The following is a 25,483-nucleotide window of genomic DNA, read 5'->3' as shown; positions in this document are numbered from 1 at the left end:
GCTACCCACGCCCGCCGCCGGCCGAACCCCAGCGCGAGACCGGCCAGCCGATCCAGTCGGCCCGCCCGATCACCTTCTCCACCGGCACCATCCCCCCGCCCGGTTCTCCCAGGTGGTCCCGTGAGTCCCGGGACTGGGAACGATGATCACCCATGACCCACAGGGTCCCAAGGGGTACGACGATTCGGAAGGGCACCTTCGAGGGTGCGTCCCCGGGATACAGGTACGGCTCGTCCAGCGCCACGCCGTTGACCTCGATCCGGCCGCCCGCGTCGCAGCAGACCACGTCGTCGCCGCCGACGCCCACGACCCGCTTCACGAAGTCGGTGTCGGAGGGCTCCGCCAGCCCCAGTGCCGAGGCCGCGCCCCGCAGGGCGTCGCCGACCGGGCCGCGGTCCGCGCGCTCCCGTACGAAGGAGCCGCTGCCGTCGAAGACCACCATGTCACCGCGGCGCGGCTGATCGCCGAAACGGTACGCCAGCTTGTTGACCAGCACCCGGTCGCCGACCTGGAGCGCCGGCTCCATGGACCGGCTCGGGATCAGGAAGGGCTGCACGACGAAGTTGCTGAACAGCAGCAGGAAGACGGTGCAGAGCACGCCGAGCACACCCGCCCGCCGCAGGCCGCCCGGCCGCTCGGCCGGACGCCGTCGGCGCCGGACGGAGAACGCAGAACGCGGCCGCCCCTCCCCCTCGTCGGGGGAAGAGTGGCCGCGCTGCGTGTGAGGTGCTTCGGTGTCCATCGGGAGCGAGCCTATCCGGCCGCCCCGGGACCCCGGAGGGGACCTCAGTTGTCGCGCTTCTCCTTGATCTTCGCGGCCTTGCCGCGGAGCTCACGGAGGTAGTACAGCTTCGCGCGGCGCACGTCACCGCGGGTGACGAGCTCGATCTTCTCGAAGATCGGGGAGTGCACCGGGAAGGTACGCTCCACGCCGACGCTGAAGGAGACCTTGCGAACCGTGAAGGTCTCGGAGACGCCCGCGCCCTGACGGCGGATGACGACACCCTTGAACTGCTGGATACGGGAGCGGTTGCCCTCGATCACGCGGACGTGCACGTTGACCGTGTCACCCGGGCGGAAGGCCGGGACGTCCGAGCGGAGCGCGGCGGCGTTGACGCCATCGAGCAGGTGAGACATGTTCTTCGTCTGCTTTCTTCGCACGACGCCACAGGCCGCCGGGCGGGTTTCCGTAGAGAATTCGGGAGCTGTTCCACCCTGCGGGCGACGGTCCCCCTGTGGCAGGGGCGCTCGCGGGCGTACAGCAGCCGCCTATTCTTCCACGACCTCCGGCCTGCGCCAAAATCGACCGTCGGGCGACGGCTTCCAGCCCAGGACGGAGAGGATCTCGCGGTCCTTCTTGTCGAAGGCGGAGGCCTCGCAGCGCTCGATCAGGTCCGGGCGGTTCTGCGCGGTCCGCCGGAACGCCTCGTCGCGGCGCCAGCGGGCGATCTTGCCGTGGTGGCCGCTGAGCAGCACCTCGGGGATGTCGCGGCCGCGCCACAGCGGCGGCTTCGTGTAGACCGGGCCCTCCAGCAGGTCGGCCATCCCGCCCGGCGCGAAGGAGTCGTCGCGGTGCGATTCGGCGTTCCCCAGCACCCCGGGCAGCAGCCGGGCCACGGCCTCGGTCACGACCAGGACGGCTGCTTCGCCGCCGGCCAGGACGTAGTCGCCGATGGAGACCTCGTACACCGGCATCCGCGTGGCGTACTCGTCCATGACGCGGCGGTCGATGCCCTCGTACCGGGCCGGCGCGAAGATCAGCCACGGCCGCTCGGAGAGTTCGGCGGCCAGCTCCTGGGTGAAGGGGCGGCCGCTGGGCGTGGGCACGACCATCACGGGTCCGCGCGCGCCCTTCTCGTACCCGTCGGCCAGTGCCGCGTCCAGGGCCTCGCCCCACGGCTCGGTCTTCATGACCATGCCGGGACCGCCGCCGTACGGGGTGTCGTCGACCGTGTTGTGCCGGTCGTACGTCCAGTCCCGCAGGTCGTGGACGTGCACGTCGAGCCGGCCGCGGGCGCGGGCCTTGCCGACCAGGGAGACGTTCAGCGGCTCCAGGTACTCGGGGAAGATCGTGACGACGTCGAGACGCATCAGGCCCGGTCCCCGGAGTCCTCGTCACGGGTCGAGTCGATGACCGCTTCGCGCTCGTCGATCAGCCCGGGCGGCGGCGTGATGACGCAGCGCTGCTCCTCCAGGTCGATCTCGGCGACGATCTCCTCCACGAAGGGGATCATCACCTCGGAGCCGTCGGGCCGCTCGACGATGAAGAGGTCCTGCGAGGGCAGGTGGGAGATCTCGGTGATCCGGCCGATCTCGGTGCCGTCGGCGAGGACCACGTCCAGGTCCATCAGCTGGTGGTCGTAGTACTCGTCGGGCTCCTCGGGCAGCTCCGTCGGGTCCACCTCCGCGATCAGCAGGATGTTGCGCAGCGCCTCGGCGCCGGTGCGGTCCTTGACCCCCGCGAAGCGCAGCAGCAGCCGTCCGCTGTGGACCCGGCCCGTCTCGATGGTCAGCGGGCCCGCCGACTCGGGCTCGGTCCGGAGCACGGCGCCGGGACCGAGCCGCAGTTCCGGCTCGTCCGTGCGCACCTCTACGGTGACCTCACCCTTGATGCCGTGGGCGCGGCCGATCCGCGCGACTACCAGCTGCACTGTGTGTCTCTGCCCTTCTAGCGGCCGGGAACCGCCGCCGCTCTCGCGGGTGGCGCCTCTCCGTCGTGCGTTCACGATCCATGGTTGCTCTGCCCGCGGGCAGAAACGACTCGGGCCGGGGTGGGCGACGAACGCCCTCCCCGGCCCGTGCCGGTACTTCAATTTCTCAGCGGACCTGGTCCACGTCGACGAGGTCGACGCGGATCCCCCGGCCGCCGATGGCGCCCACGACGGTACGCAGAGCACGTGCGGTGCGGCCGTTGCGGCCGATCACCTTGCCGAGGTCGTCGGGGTGGACCCGGACCTCGAGCACCTGCCCGCGGCGCAGGTTGCGCGAGGCGACCTGCACTTCGTCGGGGTTGTCCACAATGCCCTTCACGAGGTGCTCAAGAGCCTCCTCGAGCATGCTCAGGCCTCGGTCGACTCGGCGGCGGCCTCAGCCTCGTCCGCCTTCTTGTCGGCCTTCTTCGCCTTCTGCGTGATGGCCTCGCCCTTGGCGTCGCCACCCTCGAGGGCCTTGGCGAACTCGTCGAAGGTACGACGCTTGTCTTCCTTCGTCACCGGCTGGAGCAGCGGCGCGGGGGCGGGGAGGCCCTTGTGGGCCTGCCAGTCACCGGTCAGCTTCAGGATGGCGAGCACGGCCTCGGTGGGCTGGGCGCCGACCGACAGCCAGTACTGCGCACGCTCGGCGTTGACCTCGATGCGCGACGGGTTGTAGGTCGGGTGGTAGATACCGATCTCTTCGATCGCGCGACCGTCCCGACGGGTACGGGCGTCGGCGACGACGATGCGGTAGTGCGGCTGGCGAATCTTGCCGAGGCGCTTGAGCTTGATCTTGACTGCCACTGGAGTGGTGTCTCCTGAACTTGACGTGGTTGGGCACATGAGATGCCACGTGGGGTTGCGGTACTCGGATGCCCGATGGACGCGTCAGCCGGAGGAGAGAGGGGTCCTATGCGACTGTCGAGTACAGCTAGCCATTGTGCCATACGCCCGCGGCGCGCTCAGCCGGGCGGGTCGGTCCGCCGGCGGCGCGAGGCCCGGCCGCGGCCCCCGGTGGGGGTGGCCCGGGCGGTCCGGGCTCCGGGGGTGGTGGGGCCGGACGGTCAGGAGGCTGCCGCGACGGTCACCTCGGGGATGCGGAAGGGCTTCATGCAGCCCCCGCACACGATCGGCGCCTGGGCCAGCACGGAGGGGACCACCCGTACGTTGCGCCCGCAGTCGCAGACCGCCTTCACGCGTACGCCGCCGCCGGAGGAACCGTGCCGGGCGGCCGGTCCGCGGAAGCTGCGCTTGGTGTCGGCGGCCGTCGCGGCCGTGTGCGCCTTCAGGGCGCGCTGCAGCCGCTCCATGGTGGGGCGGTAGCGCTTCTTCGCCTCGGGATTGAGCGTGACCAGCGAGAAGCCGCTGCTGGCGTGCGGATCCTCGGAGTGGTTCAGCCCCATCTCCTCGGCGATCGCGAGGAATCTGCGGTTGTGGTAGCGGCCGGCGCGCGAGGTGTCGCGGACTCCGCGGGCGGCGGCGATGCCGTGGACTGCCTCGTGCAGCAGTCGCTCGAAGGAGAGCTCGGCGCCGCAGGCGGACGAGGACTCTCCGATCAGGGACTCGGGCGCGGCAAGGTCAGGCAGCTCGGGGTGGTACCGCTGAATATCGGCCCACGCCTGCGCCAGCTCTGCGGCGAGAACAGGTGGTGTCGTGCTCACGTCGTGACAACGAGCCGAGGGGCCCCGGTGTTCCGATTCCGGGCCATTCCAAATTTTTTGCACGTACCAGTCAGTTCAGTCTGATGCGTCCGGACGAGGACGGGTGCGCCGATCTCAGGAGGAGTCGGTACGTAACGTCGACCGGCATGCATCGGCCCCGGCGCGCGGTCGGTGCCGCACGCCGGGGCCGGTGAACTCGCTCAGTAGGAGCGCGCGACGATCGCGAGCGTACCGGGAGCGTCGTCCGCCTCCGGCACCGACCCGTCCTCGGCGATCAGGCAGCGTACGGAGACGGCCTGCTCGGCCAGCTTGGCCTCGCCCTCCGGGCCGAGGTCGGCCCACGGGATCCGGGCCCAGCCGCCGGCGACCGCGGCCTCGCCGGCCTCCTCGATGGTCGCCACGTCGGTGGTACGGGCCTCACGGCGCTCGCGGGACTCGCGCAGCAGCTGCGCCTGGTCCTCTTCGAGCACCTTGGGCAGCAGGTCGGCGAGCGCGTCGATCTGCACCGGGGTCTTCCCGCCGGGGATCCGGCGCGCCAGCATCGCGGTGCCGGCCTCCAGGTCGCGGGGGCCGATCTCGATGCGGACCGGTACGCCCTTGAGCTCCCAGTCCACGGCGCGGCGCCCGAAGGGCGTGTCCACGCGGTCGTCGACGTGCACGCGGATGCCGGCGGCCTTCAGCTGTGCGCCCAGCTCGCGGACCTTCGCCACGGCCTCGTCACCCTTGATCGCCATGACGACGACCTGGACGTGCGCCAGCCGCGGCGGGACGCGCAGGCCGTTGTCGTCGCCGTGGGACATGATCAGGCCGCCGACCATGCGGGTCGAGACGCCCCACGAGGTCTGCCAGACGAGCTCCTGCTTGCCCTCCTTGGACAGGTACTGGGTGTTGAAGGCCTTGGCGAAGTTGGTGCCGAGCTCGTGGCTCGTGCCCAGCTGGAGGGCCTTGCCGTCGCCCATCATGCCCTCGAGGGTGAGGGTGTTGATGGCCCCGGCGAAGCGCTCCTTGGCGGTCTTGCGGCCGAGCACGACGTCGATGCCGAGGACGTTCGTCATGAAGTCGCCGTAGACGTCGCGGTGGATCCGGGCGGCGTAGTCGCGGGCTTCCTCGTACGTGACGTGGGCCGTGTGGCCCTCCTGCCAGAGGAATTCGCTCGTACGGAGGAACACGCGCGGGCGCATCTCCCAGCGCACCACATTGGCCCACTGGTTGATGAGCAGGGGCAGGTCGCGGTAGCTCTGGACCCACTTGGAGAAGTAGTCGTTGATGATCGTCTCGGAGGTGGGCCGGACGACGACCGGCTCTTCCAGCTCCTTGCCGCCGCCGTGCGTGACGACCGCGAGCTCGGGGGCGAAGCCCTCGACGTGCTCGGCTTCCTTCGTCAGGTAAGACTGCGGGATGAAGAGCGGGAAGTACGCGTTCTGGGCGCCCGCGTCCTTGATGCGCGCGTCCATCTCCTGCTGCATCCGCTCCCACAGACCGTATCCGTACGGCCGGATGACCATGGTGCCGCGTACCGGACCGTTGTCGGCCAGCTCGGCCTTGTTGATCAGATCCTGGTACCAGCGGGGGAAATCCTCCGCCTGGGGGGTGAGAACGGGTGCCTTTGCCATGGCGCGAATGGTACGGCGCCGGGCGCACCGAGCGTGAATCGGGTGGCGCACTCCTCTGGACGCGGGCGCGAATGGGGAGTTCCCTGGCAACGGGGGCAAGGGGGCGAGACGGAATCAGGAGCGCTCTTTCGATGACACCGACGCCGACGGCGACGCTCGTCGCCCGGGACTGGGCGGAGATCCAGGAACGGATGCTGGTACCGCTGTACGAAGCGGTCTACGACCGGCTGGAGGTCGGGCCGGGAGACCGGCTGCTCGACCTCGACTGCGGGGCCGGCCTGGCCCTGCTGCTGGCGGCCGGGCGGGGAGCCGTGGCCACGGGTGTGGAGGCGGATCCGGCCCGGCGGGAACTGGCCCGGGAGCGGCTGCTGGACGTACTGGCGGCCCCGCCCGCCGCGGCCTCGGCCTACGACACGCTGCTCGCCTTCGCCCCGGATCCGGCGGTCCTGGCCACGGCCCTGCCCGCGGTCCGGCGCGGCGGCGCCGTGGTGCTGGCCGACTGGGGCCCGGCGGAGCGCTGTACGGTGCCCGCGGTCCTGGGAGGCGGGCCGGCCCCGCGGGACCTGGACGCGCTCGTGGAGCGGGCCGGGCTGCGGCCGGACGGGTCGGGCCGGGTCTTCTGCCCGTTCGGGTACGCCGACGTGGACAGCGCGGTGCGCGGGCTGCTGTCGACCGGGCTGTACTCCGGTGCGTGCGGCGGCTCGGCCGGAGCCGCCGGCGGCGCGGCCTTCGGGGCGGCCGACCCCGCCGTGGCGGAGAAGGAGCTGGCGGAGGCCCTTCACCCGTACGAGCGGCCCGACGGGGCCGTCTGGCTGCCGAACATCTTCCGGTACGTGATCGCCCGGGTGGCGTAAGGGGGCCGGGGCGGTCGGCCCCGGCCCGGTTCAGTCCTTCTCGTGGCCCTTGGTCAGCCGGGGGATCCCGGCGGCGGCGTAGGCGGCTGCCTCGTCGAGGGTCTCGGCCGCGAGGAGGGCCTCGGCGAGGGCGTCGAGCTGCGGGCGGTGCTGGCGCAGGAGGCGGCAGGCCTCCACGTAGCAGTCGTCCACGACGCGCCGCATCTCGTGGTCCACCGCGTCGAGGGTGGCGGGGGCGGCGGACAGGCCGTACGGGCTCTGCCCGTCGGACGGGATGGCGGTGAGGCGGCCGACGCGTTCGCTCATGCCCCAGCGGCCGACCATCCCCCGGGCGATGGCGGTGACCTGTTCGAGGTCGCTCTCGGAGCCCGTGGTGATGACGTCGTAGACCACGTGTTCGGCCGCCATGCCGCCGAGGGCGCCGATGATGCGGCCCTGGAGGTACTGCTCCGTGTAGGCGTAGCGGTCGGCGTCCGGGGTCGACAGGGTCACGCCGAGCGCGCGGCCCCGCGGCACGATCGTGATCTTGCGGACCGGATCGGCGCCGGGCTGGAGCATCCCCAGGAGGGCGTGCCCGCTCTCGTGGTAGGCCGTACGGCGGCGCTCCTCCTCCGGCATGACCAGTGACCGCTCCGCGCCCAGCTGGACCTTCTCCAGGGCGTCGGACAGGTCGGCCCGGGTGACCGCCCGCTGCCCGCGCTTGACGGCCAGCAGCGCTGCCTCGTTGGCCAGGTTGGCCAGTTCGGCGCCGGTCATGCCGGGGGTGCTGCGGGCCACCTGGGCCAGGTCCACGTCCTCGGCGAGGGGGATCTCACGGGTGTGGATGCGCAGGATGGCCTCGCGGCCGCCGCGGTCGGGCGGGGAGACGACGACCGTGCGGTCGAACCGGCCCGGCCGGGTCAGGGCCGGGTCCAGGACGTCCGCCCGGTTGGTGGCGGCCAGGACGACGACGCCCTCCGAGCCCGTGAAGCCGTCCATCTCGGTGAGGATCTGGTTCAGGGTCTGTTCGCGTTCGTCGTGGCCGCCCATGCCCGCACCCGCGCCCCGGGCCCGGCCGATGGTGTCGATCTCGTCGATGAAGATGATCGCGGGGGCCACCTTGCGCGCCTCGGTGAAGAGTTCGCGGACCCGCGAGGCGCCGACTCCGACGATCATCTCGATGAACTCGGAGGCGGAGGCCGAGAAGAACGGCACCCCGGCCTCGCCCGCGACCGCCCGGGCGAGCAGGGTCTTGCCGGTTCCCGGCGGTCCCGACAGCAGGACGCCCCGGGGCATGCGGGCGCCCATGTCCCGGTACTGCTGCGGGTTCTTGAGGAAGTCGACGACGTCGTTGAGCTCGCCCTCGACCTCGTCGATGCCCGCCACGTCCTCGAAGGTGGTGCGCCGGTCGCCCGTCTCCAGCTCCACCGGCTTGGGCGGGGCCTTGCGCCCCAGTCCGCCCATGCCGCCGGCCATCCCGCCGGACATGCGGCGGGCGATGAACACCCACAGCAGGACCAGCAGCAGCATGGGGGCGAGGGAGAGCAGGAGGTTGGCCAGGAAGCTGCGCTGCACGACGACCGGGGAGGCCGTCACGTTCACGTTCTGCTGGGTGAGCTCGGCCCACAGGTCGTCCTCGGCGAAGGCCGGGCGCTGGGTGACGAACTTGGTGTACGTGCCCTTGTCCCCGTCGGGCCGCGGCCGGGAGGCCTTCAGCTGGCCCTGGATGGCGTCGCCCTTGGAGTAGATCTTCGAGACGTTGCCGCTCGCGACCTGCTTGCTGAACTCGGTGTACGAGACGGTGGGCTCGTCGCCCTCGTTGAAGAAGGACAGGACGAGGTTGGCCAGCAGGTAGACGATCAGGGCGGTGAGGATCAGCCCCCGCCAGCCCCCGGGCATCCGCTTCTTCGGCGCGGGGCCGGACGGTGCCCCCTCCGAACGCCAGGGCCTGTCGGCCCGGTCGCGGGGCGGTACGGGCGTGGGACTGGGCACGAGCGCCTCCTTCAGCCGTCCTCCCGGCCGACCATAAGGGACAAATCCGATCATCGCCCCCGCAGGACACGGACGGGCCCCGGCCGCGTGACGCTGCTGGTCACGTCCCCGGCCGGGGCCCGGCGTCCGCGCACCCGCGCGCGTACCACCTGCTACTTCATGAACTTCTTGAACTCGTCCGGGAGGTCGAAGTCCTGGCCCTGGCCACCGGCCGGGAGGCCGAAGGGGCTGCCGCCGGCCGGAGGCTCGATCGCCTGCGGGCCCTGCTCGCGGCGGGCCGCAGCCGCGGCCTCCTCTTCCTTGCGCTTCATCGGGTTGCCGCTCTTGCGCTTGCCCTTGGCCTGCTTGACCTGCTTCTTCTGCCGGCCGGGGCCGCCGCCCATCCCGGGGATGCCCGGCATGCCGGGCATCCCGCCGCCCTGGGCCATGCGGGACATCATCTTGCGGGCGTCGAAGAACCGCTCGACCAGCGACTTGACGGCGCTGACCTCGGTGCCGGAGCCCTTGGCGATACGGGCACGGCGCGAGCCGTTGATGATCGTCGGGTCCTGGCGCTCGGCCGGGGTCATCGACTTGATGATCGCGGCGGTGCGGTCCACGTCGCGCTCGTCGATGTTGTTGATCTGGTCCTTGATCTGCCCCATGCCCGGGAGCATGCCGAGCAGCTTGGAGATGGAGCCCATCTTGCGGACCTGCTCCATCTGGGCCAGGAAGTCGTCGAGCGTGAACTCCTTCGGGCCCTTCTGCAGCTTGGCCGCCATCTTCTCGGCTTCGGCCTGGCTGAAGGTCTTCTCGGCCTGCTCGATGAGGGTGAGCATGTCACCCATGTCGAGGATCCGGCCCGCCATGCGGTCCGGGTGGAAGGCGTCGAACTCGTCGAGCTTCTCGCCGTTCGAGGCGAACATGATCTGCTTGCCGGTGACGTGCGCGATGGACAGCGCGGCACCGCCGCGGGCGTCGCCGTCGAGCTTGGAGAGCACCACGCCGTCGAAGCCGACACCGTCACGGAAGGCCTCGGCGGTGTTGACCGCGTCCTGGCCGATCATGGCGTCGACGACGAAGAGGATCTCGTCGGGGCTGACGGCGTCGCGGATGTCCGCGGCCTGCTGCATCAGCTCCTGGTCGATGCCGAGACGGCCGGCGGTGTCGACGATGACGATGTCGTACTGCTTGGTGCGCGCGTACTCGATGGAGTCCTTCGCGACCTGGACCGGGTCGCCGACGCCGTTGCCGGGCTGGGGCGCGTAGACCGCGACGCCCGCGCGCTCGGCGACGACGGAGAGCTGGTTGACCGCGTTGGGGCGCTGGAGGTCGCACGCGACGAGGAGCGGGGCGTGGCCCTGCCCCTTCAGCCAGAGGCCGAGCTTGCCGGCGAGGGTGGTCTTACCGGCACCCTGGAGACCCGCGAGCATGATCACGGTGGGCGCGGTCTTGGCGAACCGCAGGCGCCGGGTCTCGCCGCCGAGGATCGTGACCAGCTCGTCGTTGACGATCTTGAGGACCTGCTGGCCGGGGTTCAGCGCCTTGCTGACCTCCTCGCCGCGGGCCCTCTCCTTGACGTTCGCGATGAAGGAGCGGACGACCGGAAGGGCGACGTCGGCCTCGAGGAGGGCGATACGGATTTCCCGGGCCGCTGCGTCGATGTCAGCCTCGGACAGCCGGCCTTTGCCGCGCAGGCCCTTGAAGGTATTCGCCAAGCGGTCGGAGAGCGTATCGAACACGGTGGTCGCGATTCCTCGGGTCGGGGGCGTGGTGGTCGTCCCCCAGGGTATCGGGCCGCGCCGCGGGGATGGACCCGGCGGTCCGAATCGTCTGCGGGGCCGGATCCGGCCGATGCCGTCCCGCGGCACCGGCCCCGGGACGGCCCCGCGGGCTACGACAGGGCGGCCTGCACCGCCGTGGCCAGGGCCACCGCCTCCGCCGGATCCAGCGGCTTGCCCTCCGGGGTGGTCACGTACAGGGTGTCCACCGCGTTCGCGCCCAGCGTCGAGACGTGCGCGCTGCGTACGTGCACGGCCCCCGCCTCCAGGGCCCGCCCGATGCGGTGCAGCAGGCCGACCGCGTCCGGGGCCCGTACCTCCAGGACCGTGGCCAGCAAGGACACGGCCGGGACCACCGTGACCCGGGGCGGCGGGGGTACCACCCCGCGGCGGCGCGGGTAGGCGGCCTCGCGGTCCGCGAGCCTCGCCGGGATGTCCAGCGAGCCGTCCAGGGCGCGGACCAGGTCGGTGCGCAGCCGGGCGGCCTCGGGCAGGGAACCGAACTCCGCGGCCACCCGCCAGCGGAGCACCAGGACCTCGCCGAGCCGGTCCGGGAGGTCCAGGGACCGCAGCTCCGCCGCCCGTACGGTGAGCCGGTGCAGGGCGAGCACCCCCGCCACCGCCGGGAGGACCCCCGGCTGGTCCGGGACCGCCACGACGAGTTCCACCCCGACCGCGTCCTCCTCCTCGCGGGCGTGCAGGGCCAGCACCGGCTCGCCCGTGCGCAGGGCCTCCACCGCCAGGCGTTCCTCCTCGGCCGTGGGGACCTCGGGTTCCGTGGCCGCCGGCGCCGCACCCCGCAGGACGGCGGCGACCCGCGCGACGAGGTCCCGGACCAGGGAGGCCCGCCAGGCGCTCCATGCCGCCGGGCCGGTGGCCAGGGCGTCCGCCTCCGTCAGGGCGTGCAGTATCTCCAGCGTGCCGACGGATCCCACGGCCTCGGCGACGGAGCGGACCGTCGCGGGGTCGTCCAGGTCGCGCCGGGTCGCGGTGTCGATCAGCAGCAGGTGGTGGCGTACGAGCGTCCCGAGCACGGCGACGTCCTGCGGGCCGAAGCCCACCCGGGCGGCGACGTCGCGTGCGATGGTCTCGCCGGCCACCGAGTGGTCCCCCGGCCAGCCCTTGCCGATGTCGTGCAGGAGCGCGGACATCAGCAGCAGGTCGGGGCGGCCGACGCGGCGGGTGAGCGCCGCGGCCCGAACGGCCGTCTCGATCAGGTGCCGGTCCACGGTCCAGGTGTGGACGGGGTTGCGCTGCGGGCGGCACCGCACCCGTTCCCAGTCGGGCAGCAGCCGCGTGATCAGGCCTTCGGCCTCCAGGGCCTCCCATACGCCGACCATCGGCTCCCCCGCCCCCAGCAGGGTGAGCAGCTGTTCGCGGGCCTGGGCCGGCCAGGGCACGGGCAGCGGCCTGGCCTGCGCCGCCAGCCTGCGCAGGGCGTGCAGCGACACGGGCAGGCCCGCCTGGGCGGCGGCCGCGCCGAGCCGCAGCGCCAGGACCGGGTCGCGGTCGGGCCGCGCGGCCAGCGCCAGCACGGCCTCGCCGTCCGACTCGACGACGCCCTCGGCCAGCGGCGCCCGTTCCACCGCCGGCGCCCCCCGGCCGCCCAGCAGTCCGCGCAGCCTGGGACGGGCCGCGCGCGCCCGCAGCACCCGCCCGACCTCCCGCCAGGTCACGTCACCGGCGTACGCGACGACGCGCGCGGCCTCGTACACCTCGCGCAGCAGCGCGTCCGCGTCGAGCAGCCCGAGGTGCGCCGCGACCTGGTCCTGCTCCTGGAGGGCGAGCCGGTCGGTGGCGCGGCCCGTCACCAGGTGGAGTGCGTCGCGGGCGTCGAGCAGCCGCCGCCGGGCTTCGGCCAGCCCCTCGCGCGGGGCGTCGGCCAGCCAGGACGCGGCCACGGCCCGCAGCGCGGTGGCGTCCCGGAGCCCGCCGCGGGCCTCCTTGAGGTCGGGTTCCAGCAGGAAGCGCAGCTCCCCGGCCCGCTCGGCCCGCTCCCGGCACAGGGAGTGCAGCTCGGGCAGGCGGCGGACGGCCTGGTTGCGCCAGTCGGCCAGTACGGAGGTGCGCAGTCCGGCGAGCAGGCCGGCGTCCCCGGCGACGGCCCGCGCGTCCAGCAGTCCGAGGTGCACCTTGAGGTCCTCGGCGGCCGTGGTGCGGGCCTCGGCGGGGGTCCGTACCGAGTGGTCCAGGGCCAGGCCCAGGTCCCAGACGGGGTACCAGAGGCGGTCGGCCAGCGCGCTCAGGGCCCGCGGCTGCGCCTTGCCGTCGTGCAGCAGCACCAGGTCGAGGTCGCTGCGCGGGGAGAGCTCGGCCCGGCCGTAGCCGCCGACGGCCACCAGGGCGGCGCCCTGCACGCCGCTCTCGCGCACGGCGGTGCGGAACAGCGCACCGAGCCAGTCGTCGGTCAGGGCGGCCAGGGCGGAACGCCGCGAAGGCCCGGACCGCGACCCCTCCTGGAGGAGTCGCAGCCGGGCCGCGGCGTAACCGCTGGGTCCCGAGCCGGACGGATCGCCGGACTCGCCGGTCGTGGTGTCTTCGACGCTCGTCACCCAGGAGCTCCCGTCACCTAGAGCGCGTCAGCGCCGCGCTCGCCGGTGCGGACCCGGACCACCGAGTCCACGGGGACGCTCCACACCTTGCCGTCGCCGATCTTGCCGGTGCTGGCGACGCTCACGATGAGCGCGATCAGCTCCTCGGCGTCGGCGTCGTCGACGAGGACCTCCACGCGGATCTTCGGTACGAGGTCCACCTGGTACTCGGCGCCGCGGTAGACCTCGGTGTGACCGCGCTGGCGGCCGTAGCCGCTGGCCTCGGAGACGGTGAGTCCCTGGACCCCGAAGGCCTGGAGGGCTTCCTTGATCTCGTCCAGCTTGTGCGGCTTGACGATCGCGGTGATCAGTTTCATGCGTCTACCTTCTTGCTCGCTGCGGCGGAGGGGACGGGTGCGGCGGTGCTCCGCGAGGAGGCTCCGCCTCCGGCTCCGCTGAAGTCGTAGGCGGTCTCGGCGTGTTCGACCTGGTCGATGCCGGCGACCTCGTCGTCCTCGCTGACCCGCATCCCGATCGTCCTGTCGAGGAGGAAGGCGAGCAGCGCCGACGCCACGAGAGAGTAGGCGAGGACGGAGAACACGCCCACGGCCTGCTTGCCGAGCTGCTCCAGGCCGCCGCCGTAGAAGAGGCCGGCCACGTCGGACTGGACTCCGCCGGTGGCGAAGAGGCCCACCAGCAGGGAGCCGGCGATGCCGCCCACGAGGTGGACGCCGACCACGTCGAGGGAGTCGTCGAAGCCGAACTTGTACTTGAGGCCCACCGCCATGGCGCAGAGCACGCCGGCGATGGCGCCGACCGCGATGGCGCCCAGGGGGCTGACGGCGCCGCCGGCGGGGGTGATGGCGACGAGGCCCGCGACCGCGCCGGAGGCGGCGCCGAGGGTGGTGAAGGAGCCGTGGCGGAGCTTCTCGTAGGCGAGCCAGGCGAGCATGGCGGCGGCGGTGGCGACCTGGGTGTTGACGAACATGACCGCGCCGACGCCGTCGTCGTTGCCGAGCCAGGAGCCCGCGTTGAAGCCGAACCAGCCGAACCAGAGCAGGCCGGCACCGAGCATCACGAGGGGGAGGCTGTGCGGGCGCATCGGGTCCTTCTTGAAGCCGACGCGCTTGCCGATGACGAGGATCACGCCGAGGGCGGCCGCGCCGGCGTTGATGTGGACGGCCGTGCCGCCCGCGAAGTCGATCACGCCCATTTCGAACAGCCAGCCGCCGGCGCCCCAGACCCAGTGGGCCACGGGGAAGTAGACGACGGTCACCCACAGGGCGGTGAACAGGGCCCACGCGCCGAACTTCACGCGGTCGGCCAGTGCGCCGCTGATCAGGGCGGGGGTGATGACGGCGAACATCAGCTGGAAGACGGCGAAGACGTAGACCGGGATGGTGTAGCCGTCCCACAGCTCGGTGATCCCGATGCCGCTGAGGCCGACGTAGTCGGAGTTCCAGCCGATGAGGGAGCCGGAGTCGGTGCCGAAGGCGAGGCTGAAACCGTAGAGGACCCACAGGATCGTGACGATCCCGAGGCTGATGAAACTCATCATGAGCATGTTGAGGCTGCTCTTGACGCGGACCATGCCTCCGTAGAAGAAGGCGAGTCCCGGGGTCATCAGCATGACCAGGGCGGAGCAGATGAGCATGAACCCGGTGTTCGCGGCAGACAGCGTCGGGGCGTCTGCCGCGAGGGTCGTGATGGCTGATGCCATCGGCGTCTCCTCGTCGTCGGTACGTTCGCGTGCGGGCGATCGTGGGGCCTGAGCGGCGTAAGGGGTGTCCGGGCCGGATGGGGGCCGGCCGGGACTGGCCGGTTATTGGCCTTGAGATTCGCGCAGGCCGGTTTCCGGCGGCGCCGCTCGGTGTTTCGCGCCGATGACGAAGGCGTCCGTGGTGTTACGACGTGGTGAACGCGCAACCAGCTGTCCGCTCGAGCGGCGCCGGTCGGGGGCACAAGGGGGGAGCCGACCGCGGCAGTACCCGGGATGTCCTGGCTGGGGGAGCCTGATCGGGCTTCACGGGGTGCTGCCGCGGCCGGGGCCTGGGGCCGCGAGGGCCGTCAGACGGCCTCCGCGGCTTCGGGGAGGCGGGAGGCGAGGTGGTCGGTGAGCCGGACCACCTCGGCGACGTGGCCGTACTCACGGGCGGCGGAGTCGACGGTCTTGCGCAGCCGGGTGTTCACCCGTTCGGACCGCACCTTTCCCGCCACGTCGAGGGCCCGGCCGACGAGGACGGCAGCCTGTTCGGGCTCCCGCTGGAGCAGGTGCACGGTGGCCATGCCGATGAGGTTGAGGGCGTAGGAGCGCTGGTGCTCCTCGTCCTTCTCGAAGAGGGAGACGGCCCGCTCCATGACGGGTTCGGCCAGGGAGGCGTACGTGGGGCTGCGCCCGGCGACGTAGGCCAGGTCGCGGTACGAGTGGGAGTTCTCCCCGTTGAGCTCGGCCTCGGAGAAGAAGCGGATCCAGTCGGGTTCGGGCTCTCCGCCGAAGCCGACGTCGCCGAAGGTGTCCTCTGCCATCCGCACGGCCCGCTTGCAGCGGCTGGGCTGGCCCATGTTGGCGTAGGCGCGGGCCTCCATCGCATACAGCATGGCCTGGGTGCGGGGGCCGGCGCAGTCGCGGCTGCCGTACTGGGCGAGGTGGACGAGTTCCAGGGCGTCCTCGGGGCGGCCGAGGTGGATCATCTGACGGCTCATGCCGGAGAGGATGTACGAGCCCAGCGGCTTGTCCCCGGCCTCCTTGGCGGCGTGCAGGGCGAGGACGAAGTACTTCTGCGCGGTGGGGTGCAGGCCGATGTCGTAGCTCATCCAGCCGGCCAGTTCGGCCAGTTCCGCGGCGACCTTGAAGAGTCGTTTCATGACCGGGGCCGGGTGGTTCTCCTGGAGCAGGTCGGTGACCTCGTGCAGCTGGCCCACGACGGCCTTGCGGCGCAGTCCGCCCCCGCACTGGGCGTCCCACTGACGGAACATGACGGTGGTGGCGTCGAGGAGGTCGAGTTCCGGTTCGGAGAGCCGGGGCGGGCGGTGGCCGCCGAGGGCGCCCGCCGGCCCCGCCTCGCGCGGTCCCGGGTCGGCGGCCGGGGCCGGGACGAGCCAGCGCTGCATGGGCTCGATGAGGGCGGGGCCGGCGGAGAGGGCCAGGGAGGTCCCGAGGAAGCCGCGGCGGGCCAGCATCAGGTCGCTGCGGGAGAACTCGCCGAGCAGTTCGACGGTCTGCGGGCCGGCCCAGGGCAGGTCGACGCCGGAGACGGAGGGGGTCTGGTGGGCGGTGCGCAGGCCCAGCTGCTCGATGGCGACGACGGAGCCGAAGCGCTCGGAGAACAGCTCGGAGAGGATGCGCGGAACGGGCTCGCGCGGCTGCTCCCCGTCGAGCCAGCGCCGGACGCGGGAGGTGTCCGTGCTGATGTGGTGGGCGCCCATCTGGCGGGCCCGGCGGTTGACCTGGCGGGCGAGCTCCCCCTTGGACCAACCGCTGCGGACGAACCACGAGGTCAGCTGGGCGTTCCGGTCGACTGGTTCCCCGCCCGTTCCGCTTGCGCCGCTGCCGCCCACTGGAACGCCCCCATCCGCTCAGCCTCTTCACACGGAACCCTGGCGGGGACGACGAGCGCCGTCAGGACCTTCACAGGTCCTTCACCCGTTGCCACCGGCATACCCACGGTCGGGCCCGCCATCGGGCTTCGTGCACCGAAAGTAATCCTACGATCACCCCCTCGGCGAGGTCGATTCCACAAACGCCACCATTCGCCACCCCTTCGAATGAACGCGCCACCGGCCAGGCGCGATTCACTTGACAGCAAGGCGGAACCGGATCGGTTGGACTGGAGTGCACCCCGGGGCGTGCGCGGCGAGGAGTGCGCCGGGAGGCACCGGGAGCCACCCCTCGGGGAAGCTCCGGCAGCAGGTCCCGCCGGCGTCGTAACCACCGGCGCGTCCGACCCGTTGGAGGGGACATGGGCATGGGCTTCACGATCGGCGGCAGCCGCGGCACCAGGGAGTTCCGTTCCGGCGTCCGGCGCCGCGGACGGACCACGGAATGCACGGCGGTGGCGGAGTACACCGGACTGTGGGGCTGGGACGTGGTGCCCGGCGCCCGCGCCGCGGCACCCGCCCGCGACTGCTCCTGCGGGGACCGGGGGTGCCCGGCCCCCGGAGCGCATCCGCTGGCCTTCGCCCCGACGGTCCGGGCGGGCGCCACCCTGGACGAGGTCACCGAGGCCTGGGGCGAGTACCCGGGCGCGGCGGTCCTGCTCCCGGTGGGCCGCTCCTTCGACGTCATCGAGGTCTCCGAGGAGGCCGGGCGGCGCGCCCTGGTCCGGCTGGAGCGGATGGGCCTGCCGCTGGGCCCGGTCATCGGCACCCCGGACGGACGGGCGCAGTTCTTCGTGGCCCCCGGCGCCGCGGCCGGGCTGCCGCAGCTGCTGTACCGGATGGGCTGGGACGACGCCGACCTCGACCTGCGGGCCCTCGGCGAGGGGACGTCCGTGACGGCCCCGCCCTCCGACCGGGCGGGGCTGGGCCCGGTCTGCTGGCTCCGCCCTCCGGCGCTCGACACCCCCGGGGGCCCGCCGCAGGCCCGGCTGCTGCTGGGCACGCTCGCCTATCTGTGCCACCGATTCCGCCGCTGAGACGGCCCCGTACGCGCAGGTGCCCCCGTGTTCCAGCCGTCCGGAACACGGGGGCACCTGCGTGCGGGCCGTACCTCAGTCGCCGATCAGGGCGTCCACGAACGCCTCCGGCTCGAAGGGGGCCAGGTCGTCGGGGCCCTCGCCGAGACCGACGAGCTTGACCGGGACACCCAGCTCGCGCTGGACGGCGACGACGATGCCGCCCTTGGCGGTTCCGTCGAGCTTGGTCAGCACGATGCCGGTGATGTCCACGACCTCGGCGAAGACACGGGCCTGGGTCAGGCCGTTCTGCCCGGTGGTGGCGTCCAGGACCAGCAGGATCTCGTCCAGCGGGCCGTGCTTCTCGACGACGCGCTTGACCTTGCCGAGCTCGTCCATCAGGCCGGTCTTGGTGTGCAGGCGGCCGGCGGTGTCGATGAGCACCACGTCGGCGCCCTCGGCGATGCCCTCCTTGACCGCGTCGTAGGCGATCGACGCCGGGTCGCCGCCCTCGGGGCCGCGGACGGTCCGCGCGCCGACGCGCTCGCCCCAGGTCTGCAGCTGGTCGGCGGCGGCGGCGCGGAAGGTGTCGGCCGCGCCGAGCACCACGCTGCGGCCGTCGGCGACGAGCACCCGGGCCAGCTTGCCGGTGGTGGTGGTCTTGCCGGTGCCGTTCACGCCGACGACCATCACGACGGCGGGGGTGTCCACGCCGCTCTCGGTCTTCACGGCGCGGTCGAAGTCGGTGCCGACCAGGGTCAGCAGCTCTTCCTTCAGCAGGGTGCGCAGGTCCGCGGGGGTGCGGGTGCCGAGCACCTTGACCCGCTCGCGGAGCCGGTCGACCAGCTCCTGGGTCGGGACGACGCCGACGTCGGCGATGAGGAGGGTCTCCTCGATCTCCTCCCAGGTGTCCTCGTCGAGGTGCTCGCGGGAGAGCAGCGTGAGCAGCCCCTTGCCGAGGGAGTTCTGCGACCGGGCGAGGCGGGCGCGCAGCCGCACGAGACGGCCGGCGGTGGGCTCGGGCACCTCGATGACGGGCGCGGGCGGAGCCTCCACGACCGGGTCCTCGACGGCGGCCGGCGTGGCGAGGGCGGCCTCCGCGTCGGGGAGGCCCACCTCCTCGATCGTGCGGCGCGGCTCTTCGGCCGTCGGTGCGGCGTCCTCCCCCACCTGGGGTTCGGCGGGCGGGGCAGTGATGGTCGGCGTGCTCGGCGGCGCCGGGGGCGGCAGCTGCTTCTTCTTGCGGCTGCCGACCACGAGCCCGCTGATCGCGCCGACCGCGACCAGGGCGATGACTACGACAAGGATGAGGATTTCCATAGCCCGTCCAGTATGCGCGACCTGACCTTCGGCCCTTCGTTTCCCTGGCGGGGACGCGTGCCGACGGGCAGCCTCTGCGCCCCCGGGCCGCCGGGCAGGGTCCGAAGCCTCTATTTGAGGTTTTAACGGCACATCTACGATGATGGGCGACTCCCCTCCCCCGCCCCTACGGAGTACGCATGCCTGCCGAGCCCGCCGAAGGCGCGATAGCAGCCCCGGCCGAGAGCACCGTCGAGACCCGCGGCCTGGAACCCGTTCCGGACAGCGAGCGCGGCGGCCGGGTCCGCGAGCTGGTCCCCACCTGGGTCGCCGCCAACATCAGCGTGCTGCTGCTCACCATGGGCGCCGGTCTGGTGATCTTCAACAAGCTCAACATCTGGCAGGTGCTCGTCGTGGCGACCGCCGCGCCGGTGCTCTCGTACGGGATCGTCGGCCTGATCTCGATCGCCGGGAAGCGCGGCGGAGCCCCGGGCATGGCCCTGTCGCGGGCGGTGTTCGGCCAGCGCGGCAACCTCTTCCCGGGCGCGCTGATCTGGGTGGCCCGCTGGGGCTGGGAGACGATCAACGCGGTCAGCGGTGCCTACGCCGTCCTGACCGTCCTCGACCTGCTCTTCGGCATCAAGAGCAACACGGCCCTCATCGTCGTCACCCTGCTCTTCTTCGTGGGCTGCACCTTCGTGGTCTCGGGCCTCGGCATCAATGCCCTGCGCGTCTGCTCGAAGTGGTCGACGTACCTCTTCGGCGGGTTCAGCGTCCTCGTCCTCGGGTACCTGGTCGTCACCACGGACTGGGCCGCCGTCTTCGGCAAGCCGGCCGGCTCCACGGCGATGATGATCGCGGGCATCGGCACCATCGCGGCCGGCGGCATCAGCTGGGTTCCCTCCGGCCCCGATTTCACCCGGTACCTGCCCCGCACCGCCTCCTCCAGGGGCATGGTCGGGGCGACCATCGGCGGCGCCGGGGTCGTGGTCCTGCCGATGGTCCTGATGGGCGCGGTCATGGCCGTCGGCACGCCGGACCTGGCGACCGCCCAGGACCCGGTCTCCTTCATCGGCGAGCTGCTCCCGACGTGGATCGCGGTCCCGTACCTGCTCATCGCCCTCGTCGGCATGCTGCTGATCAACTCGATGTCCATGTACTCGGCCGGCTTCACCGCGCAGACCCTGGGCATCAAGGTCCCGCGCGCGTGGGCGGTCAGCGTGAACGCGGTCATCAGCCTGGTCTTCGGCTTCCTGCTGATGGTGGTCGCGACCAGCTTCTTCGGCTCCTTCATCTCCTTCCTGACCCTGCTGGCCGTGGCCTTCTCCGCGTGGATCGGCGTCTTCGGCGTGGACATGCTGCGCCGCACGGCCTACGACGGCCCCGCCCTGCTGGACACCACGCGGACCAGCGCCTACTGGTACCGGGGCGGCTTCGCCTGGCAGGCGATGACCGCGTGGGCCCTCGCCCTGGTGGTGGGCCTGCTGTTCACCTCGGTGGACTGGTTCAGCGGACCGCTCTCCGGCACCTGGACCGGCCGCAACGGCCTCGGCTGGGCGGCCGGGATCCTGACCTCGGGCCTGCTGTACGCCGTACTGCCGCGGACCGCGGACCCGGCCGCGGCCGCGCCGGCGGAGGAGCAGGAGCTCGCGGGATCCCTGTCCAACTGACGCTGCGTCAGCTAACGTCCCCCTTCGCCCGCCCACATCCGGCGAAGGGGGACCTCTCCATGCCCGTCACCGTGGCCCGGTTCAATCTCGTCGACCCGCACGGCACCCCCGAGTCCCTCTCCGCGCGCTACAAGGCGGCACTGGAGATGGCCCGGTACGCGGACGACCGCGGGATCGACACCGTCCAGACCGAGGAGCACCACGGCACCCCCAACAACTGGCTGCCTTCGCCCTTCGCCTTCGCGGCCGCCGTCTTCGGCGCCACCCGCCGCATCGCGGTCACCGTCTCGGCGATCATCGGCCCGCTGTACGACCCGCTGAAGGCGGCCGAGGACATCGCCGTCCTGGACCTGCTGAGCGGGGGCCGCCTCGTGACGGTCGCGGGCATCGGCTACCGGCCGGAGGAGTACGAGCAGCACGGGGTGGAGTGGGGCCGGCGCGGCCGGCTCCAGGACGAGCTGCTGGAGACCCTGCTGAAGGCGTGGACCGGCGAACCGTTCGCGTACCGCGGCCGCACCGTACGGGTCACCCCGCGGCCCTTCACCCGGCCGCACCCGCTGCTCCTGGTCGGCGGCAGTTCCGAGGCGGCCGCCCGGCGGGCGGCCCGGCTGGGGCTGCCGTTCTTCCCCAGCGCCCACCTGCCGGAGCTGGAGGCGTACTACCAGGCGAAGCTGGCGGAGTACGGCACGGAGGGCTTCTGCATGATGCCCGCGGCCGAGACCCCCCTGCTGCACCTCGCGCAGGACCCGGACCGGGTGTGGGCGGAGTACGGCGAGCACTTCCTCCACGAGGCGGGCATGTACGCGTCCTGGCAGTCCAAGGACATCCGCAGCGCCGTACGGTCGGCCGCGCGCTCGGTGGCGGAGCTGCGCGCGGAGGGCGTGTACCGGGTGCTCACCCCGGACGAGGCGGTCGCGTACGCCCGGGGCGCGGGCGAGGCGGGGAACCTGGTCCTGCACCCGCTGTGCGGCGGGATGCCCGTGGACGAGGGGTGGCGCAGCCTGCACCTGCTGTGCGAACAGGTACTGCCCCGGCTCAGGGACTGAGCCGGGGCAGTATCGAGGAGCGGGGCGTTGGCGGGGATGATTACCCCATCTCCTCCAGCGCCTTGCCCTTGGTCTCCGGCACCCATTTGAGGATGAAGGGGATCGAGAGCACGGCGAAGACCGTGTAGATGACGTAGGCGCCGGACAGGTTCCAGTCCGAGAGGGACGGGAACGAGACGGTGATGACCCAGTTGGCGATCCACTGGGCGGCCGCGGCGACGCCGAGGGCCGCGGCCCGGATCCGGCCCGGGAACATCTCGCCGAGCAGCACCCAGACCACCACGCCCCAGGACAGGGCGAAGAAGAGCACGAAGCAGTTGGCGGCGACCAGGGCCACGATGCCCTGCGCGTGCGGCAGGGCGATGTCGTCGCCCGTGCCGGACTTGTAGGAGAAGGCCCACGCGGCGAGCGCGAGGGAGACCGCCATGCCGGCGGAGCCGATGAGGGCCAGCGGCTTGCGGCCGATCCGGTCCACCAGGAGCATCGCGATCACCGTGCCGACGATGTTCACGACGGAGGTCTCGAAGGAGTACAGGAACGAGGCGCTCGGGTCGATGCCGACCGACTGCCACAGCGAGGAGCTGTAGTAGAAGATCACGTTGATGCCGACGAGCTGCTGGAAGACCGAGAGGCCGATGCCGATCCAGACGATCGGCAGGAAGCCGCCCCGGCCGCCGAGCAGGTCCTTGAAGGTCGACTTGTGCTCCGAGTGGATGGCGCGGTCGATCTCGCGGACCCGGGCGTCGGCGTCGATGCCCTCGCCCTCGACCTCACGCAGGACCGTCTTCGCCTTCTCCATGCGGCCGACCGAGACGAGGAAGCGCGGGGACTCGGGGATGGCGAAGGACAGCAGGCCGTAGAGCACGGCCGGGACGACCATGACGCCGAGCATCCACTGCCAGGCCTCCAGGCCGCCGATGGTGCCGCGCTGGTCGCCGTCGGCGAGGTTGAGGATGCCCCAGTTGACCAGCTGCGAGACGGCGATGCCGATGACGATGGCGGCCTGCTGGAAGGAGGCGAGCCGGCCGCGGTAGGCGGGCGGGGAGACCTCGGCGATGTAGGCGGGGCCGATCACCGAGGCCATGCCGATGCCGAAGCCGCCGATGACCCGCCACAGGGCGAGGTCCCACAGGGCGAACGGCAGGGCGGATCCGATGGCGCTCGCGGTGAACAGGACGGCGGCGATCTGCATGCAGCGGATTCGGCCGATCCGGTCGGCGATGCGGCCGGCGGTGGCGGCGCCGAGGGCGCACCCGATGAGCGCGGCGGCGATCACCTGGGCGAGGGTGGCGGAGCCTACGTCGAAGCGGTCGCGGATGGCCTCGACGGCACCGTTGATGACGGAGCTGTCGTAGCCGAAGAGGAAACCTCCCATGGCGGCGGCCGCGGTGATGAAGATGACGTGCCCGAGATGGTCGGGGGCTGCCGCCCGGCCACCGCCTGCGGGTGCGTTCGCTGTGCTGGTCAAGGTGCGCTCCTGGGCCCGGCGCCGGGGGCGGGCGGGTGGGGGGTCCGTCTGTGCTCGTGCCGCTGGTTCGTGTTCCTCCAGTGGCGCACAGCAAACTGCGCACCACCACCTGAAGTCAGACGCGGCACAGCAGAGCTTATGACTTCATCTTATGAAGTCAACAGGGGGACAGGAGCGCGTCAATCCATGGAGAATAGAGAGAGCGTGTTCATTTCCTGAACGAATTGGTTCAGCGCAGCCGTTGGCTGATGACCTTGGAGACCCCGTCGCCCTGCATGGAGACGCCGTAGAGGGCGTCGGCGACCTCCATCGTCCGCTTCTGGTGGGTGATCACGATCAGCTGCGAGCTCTCCTGCAGCTCCTCCATGATCCGGATGAGCCGCTGCAGGTTGGTGTCGTCGAGCGCGGCCTCCACCTCGTCCATCACGTAGAACGGGCTGGGACGCGCCTTGAAGATGGACACCAGCAGGGCCACGGCGGTCAGCGAACGCTCCCCGCCGGACAGCAGCGAGAGCCGCTTGACCTTCTTGCCGGGCGGGCGCGCCTCGACGTCGACGCCGGTGGCGAGCATGTTGTCGGGATCGGTGAGGACCAGCCGGCCCTCACCGCCGGGGAACAGCCGGGAGAACACCCCCTCGAACTCCCGGGCCGTGTCCCGGTAGGCCTCGGTGAAGACCTGCTCGACGCGCGCGTCGACCTCCTTCACCACCTGAAGCAGGTCGGCCCGGGTCTTGCGCAGGTCCTCCAGCTGCTCGCTGAGGAACCGGTGGCGTTCCTCCAGCGCCGCGAACTCCTCCAGCGCGAGCGGATTCACCTTGCCGAGCTGCTGGTAGGCGCGTTCGGCCGCCCTGAGCCGCTTCTCCTGCTCGGCACGGACGTAGGGGCCCGGCCGGTTGCGCGGATGCTCCGGGTCCTGCGGCAGGCTCTCGCCGTCGGCGGGCGGGGAGGGCGGCACCGGCTGGTCGGGGCCGTACTCGGCGACGAGACCGGCCGCCTCCACGCCGAACTCCTCCAGCGCCCTGGTCTCCACCTGCTCGATGCGCAGCCGCTTCTCGGCCCCGAGCACCTCGCCGCGGTGGACGGAGTCGGTGAGCTTGTCCAGCTCGCCCAGCAGGTCCCGCCCACGGTTCCTGGCCTCCCCCAGCTCCCGTTCGCGCAGGCCCTTGGCGTACTCGGCCGCGGTGCGCTCCTCGTCGGCCCTGAGCAGGGACACCTCCACGTGCGCGAGGAGCTGCCGGGCGCCGTCGGCCACCGCGCCGGCCACTTCGGCCTCGTGGCGCAGCCGGGCCCGGCGCCGCTCGGCGCGGATCCTGGCCTCGCGTTCGGCCCCGGCCGCGCGGTCGAGGGAGTCCGCCCGGCCGGCCAGCGCCCTGACCCGTTCCTCGTGGGTCCTGAGCTGGAGGCGGGCCTCCATCTCGGTCTGGCGGGCGTTGGCGCCGTCGGCGGCGAGCCGGTCCCGCCCGGAGGTGTCCAGCTCCTCCTCTCCCTCCCCGCCCGGGGATCTCTCCTCGGCCGCGGCCAGCTGCTCCGCGCACTCCTCCACGTCCATCAGGGCCTGCTCCAGCGCGTCCTGGGCCTTGGCCGCCGCCGTGACGCTCCGCTCGGCCTCGCCGGAGGCCCCCTTGGCCTGACCGGCGAGCCGGCCGAGCTGCTGGGCGACCCCCGCCCGGGCCCGCTCCCCGGCCCGCCGCCGCTCGCCGAGTTCCTCGACCAGGGCTGCGGCGTCCCGCCGGCGCTCCTGCGCGGCCTCCAGCGCCCCGGCCAGCTCCCGGCACCGGCCGTCCAGCCGGGTCAGTTCCCCCGAGGCCTCGTCGACGGCGGCCTGCACCTCGATCAGGCTGGGCACCCCGGCGGAGCCCCCGGACGCGAGGTGCGCCCCGAGCACGTCGCCGTCGACGGTCACCGCCACCGCGTCGGGCCGCTCGGCGACGAGTTCCTCCGCCTCGTCCAGCGTCCCGACCACGACGTGGTCGCGCAGCACCCACGCCACGGCCGCCCGCACCTCGGCGTCGCCCTGCACGTACCCGGCGGCGGCCGCGCCTCCCGGCGCCGGCTCCCGCTCCCCGACCGCCGCAGGGGCCGAGGGGTGCGCAAGGTCCGGCCCCGCCGGAGCGGGGGCCGCGGGGCCGGGCGCCGACCCGTCCGAGGCGGGGACGGGCCGGGGAGAGGCGGCGGGCCCAGGGGACGCCCCCGCACCGGAGCCGGCCTGCCCCGGCAGGAGGCCGCCCTCGGCCGGGGCCGCCGGGGCCGGGGCCGCCGGGGCCGGGGCCGCCGGGGCCGGGGCCGCCGGGGCCGGGGCCGCCG

21 protein-coding genes are annotated in these 25,483 nt (G+C 72.4%); 4 read left to right on the top strand and 17 right to left on the bottom strand.

All coding sequences use genetic code 11. The features are described 5' to 3' along the window. Position 1: 1 nt before the first annotated feature. The 8 genes from lepB to proS form a co-directional block, all read right to left on the bottom strand. Positions 2-742, bottom strand: a complete 741-nt coding sequence (gene lepB, locus ACFWUZ_RS25760) for a signal peptidase I (RefSeq protein WP_384377399.1) — start codon at positions 740-742, stop codon at positions 2-4. A gap of 44 nt (positions 743-786) precedes the next feature. Continuing rightward, positions 787-1,137, bottom strand: coding sequence for a 50S ribosomal protein L19 (gene rplS, locus ACFWUZ_RS25755; protein WP_031144161.1), 351 nt, complete (start codon positions 1,135-1,137; stop codon positions 787-789). Positions 1,138-1,269: 132 nt separating this feature from the next. After that, positions 1,270-2,091 carry a tRNA (guanosine(37)-N1)-methyltransferase TrmD gene (gene trmD / locus ACFWUZ_RS25750; protein WP_384377396.1) on the bottom strand — a complete coding sequence of 274 codons (822 nt, stop codon included), beginning with the start codon at positions 2,089-2,091 and terminating at the stop codon, positions 1,270-1,272. Next, positions 2,091-2,651 (bottom strand): ribosome maturation factor RimM, encoded by a 561-nt coding sequence (rimM, locus tag ACFWUZ_RS25745; RefSeq protein WP_384377393.1) that lies wholly within the window; start codon positions 2,649-2,651, stop codon positions 2,091-2,093. The genes trmD and rimM overlap by 1 nt, the downstream gene beginning before the upstream one ends. A gap of 166 nt (positions 2,652-2,817) precedes the next feature. Continuing rightward, the gene (locus ACFWUZ_RS25740; RefSeq protein WP_030011889.1) at positions 2,818-3,057 is read right to left on the bottom strand and encodes an RNA-binding protein; all 240 of its coding nucleotides are present in this window, start codon (positions 3,055-3,057) and stop codon (positions 2,818-2,820) included. Positions 3,058-3,059: 2 nt separating this feature from the next. After that, entirely contained in the window at positions 3,060-3,497 is a 438-nt protein-coding gene (gene rpsP / locus ACFWUZ_RS25735; RefSeq protein WP_384377390.1) for a 30S ribosomal protein S16, read from the bottom strand. A gap of 260 nt (positions 3,498-3,757) precedes the next feature. Beyond that, a complete protein-coding gene (locus tag ACFWUZ_RS25730) occupies positions 3,758-4,354 on the bottom strand; it encodes a hypothetical protein (RefSeq protein WP_384377387.1) in 597 nt (198 codons plus the stop codon). A gap of 200 nt (positions 4,355-4,554) precedes the next feature. Beyond that, on the bottom strand, positions 4,555-5,967 hold the full coding sequence (gene proS, locus ACFWUZ_RS25725; RefSeq protein WP_384377384.1) for a proline--tRNA ligase: 1,413 nt from the start codon (positions 5,965-5,967) through the stop codon (positions 4,555-4,557). 131 nt (positions 5,968-6,098) lie between these two features. Here proS and ACFWUZ_RS25720 point away from each other — a divergent pair, with 131 nt between their 5' ends. Continuing rightward, positions 6,099-6,821 carry a methyltransferase type 11 gene (locus ACFWUZ_RS25720; protein ID WP_384377381.1) on the top strand — a complete coding sequence of 241 codons (723 nt, stop codon included), beginning with the start codon at positions 6,099-6,101 and terminating at the stop codon, positions 6,819-6,821. A gap of 30 nt (positions 6,822-6,851) precedes the next feature. Here the strand turns inward: ACFWUZ_RS25720 and ftsH are convergent, their stop codons facing one another. From ftsH to ACFWUZ_RS25690, 6 genes are all read right to left on the bottom strand, one after another. Continuing rightward, a complete protein-coding gene (ftsH, locus tag ACFWUZ_RS25715) occupies positions 6,852-8,792 on the bottom strand; it encodes an ATP-dependent zinc metalloprotease FtsH (protein ID WP_384377378.1) in 1,941 nt (646 codons plus the stop codon). Between the two features lie 152 nt (positions 8,793-8,944). After that, complete coding sequence (gene ffh / locus ACFWUZ_RS25710) at positions 8,945-10,513, bottom strand: signal recognition particle protein (RefSeq protein ID WP_384377375.1); 1,569 nt, start codon at positions 10,511-10,513, stop codon at positions 8,945-8,947. A gap of 152 nt (positions 10,514-10,665) precedes the next feature. Next, positions 10,666-13,104: a [protein-PII] uridylyltransferase gene (locus tag ACFWUZ_RS25705; RefSeq protein ID WP_384377372.1), complete on the bottom strand. Its 2,439-nt coding sequence runs from the start codon at positions 13,102-13,104 to the stop codon at positions 10,666-10,668. A 17-nt stretch (positions 13,105-13,121) separates the two neighbouring features. Continuing rightward, positions 13,122-13,460 (bottom strand): P-II family nitrogen regulator, encoded by a 339-nt coding sequence (locus ACFWUZ_RS25700; protein ID WP_384377369.1) that lies wholly within the window; start codon positions 13,458-13,460, stop codon positions 13,122-13,124. Continuing rightward, positions 13,457-14,803, bottom strand: coding sequence for an ammonium transporter (locus tag ACFWUZ_RS25695; protein WP_384377366.1), 1,347 nt, complete (start codon positions 14,801-14,803; stop codon positions 13,457-13,459). Before ACFWUZ_RS25695 ends, ACFWUZ_RS25700 begins: the two co-directional genes overlap by 4 nt. A 347-nt stretch (positions 14,804-15,150) precedes the next feature. Then, on the bottom strand, positions 15,151-16,641 hold the full coding sequence (locus tag ACFWUZ_RS25690; protein ID WP_384377363.1) for a hypothetical protein: 1,491 nt from the start codon (positions 16,639-16,641) through the stop codon (positions 15,151-15,153). A 407-nt stretch (positions 16,642-17,048) separates the two neighbouring features. Here ACFWUZ_RS25690 and ACFWUZ_RS25685 point away from each other — a divergent pair, with 407 nt between their 5' ends. Beyond that, positions 17,049-17,717: a bifunctional DNA primase/polymerase gene (locus ACFWUZ_RS25685; protein WP_384377650.1), complete on the top strand. Its 669-nt coding sequence runs from the start codon at positions 17,049-17,051 to the stop codon at positions 17,715-17,717. 75 nt (positions 17,718-17,792) lie between these two features. Here the strand turns inward: ACFWUZ_RS25685 and ftsY are convergent, their stop codons facing one another. Beyond that, positions 17,793-19,016 carry a signal recognition particle-docking protein FtsY gene (ftsY, locus tag ACFWUZ_RS25680; RefSeq protein ID WP_384377360.1) on the bottom strand — a complete coding sequence of 408 codons (1,224 nt, stop codon included), beginning with the start codon at positions 19,014-19,016 and terminating at the stop codon, positions 17,793-17,795. A gap of 179 nt (positions 19,017-19,195) precedes the next feature. Here ftsY and ACFWUZ_RS25675 point away from each other — a divergent pair, with 179 nt between their 5' ends. Further along, the gene (locus ACFWUZ_RS25675) at positions 19,196-20,665 is read left to right on the top strand and encodes a cytosine permease (protein ID WP_384377357.1); all 1,470 of its coding nucleotides are present in this window, start codon (positions 19,196-19,198) and stop codon (positions 20,663-20,665) included. Positions 20,666-20,724: 59 nt separating this feature from the next. Continuing rightward, a complete protein-coding gene (locus tag ACFWUZ_RS25670) occupies positions 20,725-21,711 on the top strand; it encodes an LLM class flavin-dependent oxidoreductase (RefSeq protein ID WP_384377354.1) in 987 nt (328 codons plus the stop codon). Between the two features lie 40 nt (positions 21,712-21,751). Here the strand turns inward: ACFWUZ_RS25670 and ACFWUZ_RS25665 are convergent, their stop codons facing one another. Then, positions 21,752-23,179: a sugar porter family MFS transporter gene (locus ACFWUZ_RS25665; protein ID WP_384377351.1), complete on the bottom strand. Its 1,428-nt coding sequence runs from the start codon at positions 23,177-23,179 to the stop codon at positions 21,752-21,754. Positions 23,180-23,408: 229 nt separating this feature from the next. Continuing rightward, the coding region (locus ACFWUZ_RS25660) for an AAA family ATPase (protein ID WP_384377349.1) at positions 23,409-25,483 on the bottom strand (2,075 nt) is incomplete at its 5' end.

This window comes from Streptomyces sp. NPDC058646 (assembly GCF_042716875.1).
Classification (GTDB): domain Bacteria; phylum Actinomycetota; class Actinomycetes; order Streptomycetales; family Streptomycetaceae; genus Streptomyces.
The sequence above is the reverse complement of the archived record's forward strand: the minus strand, read 5'-3'. Positions and strand labels throughout refer to the sequence as shown.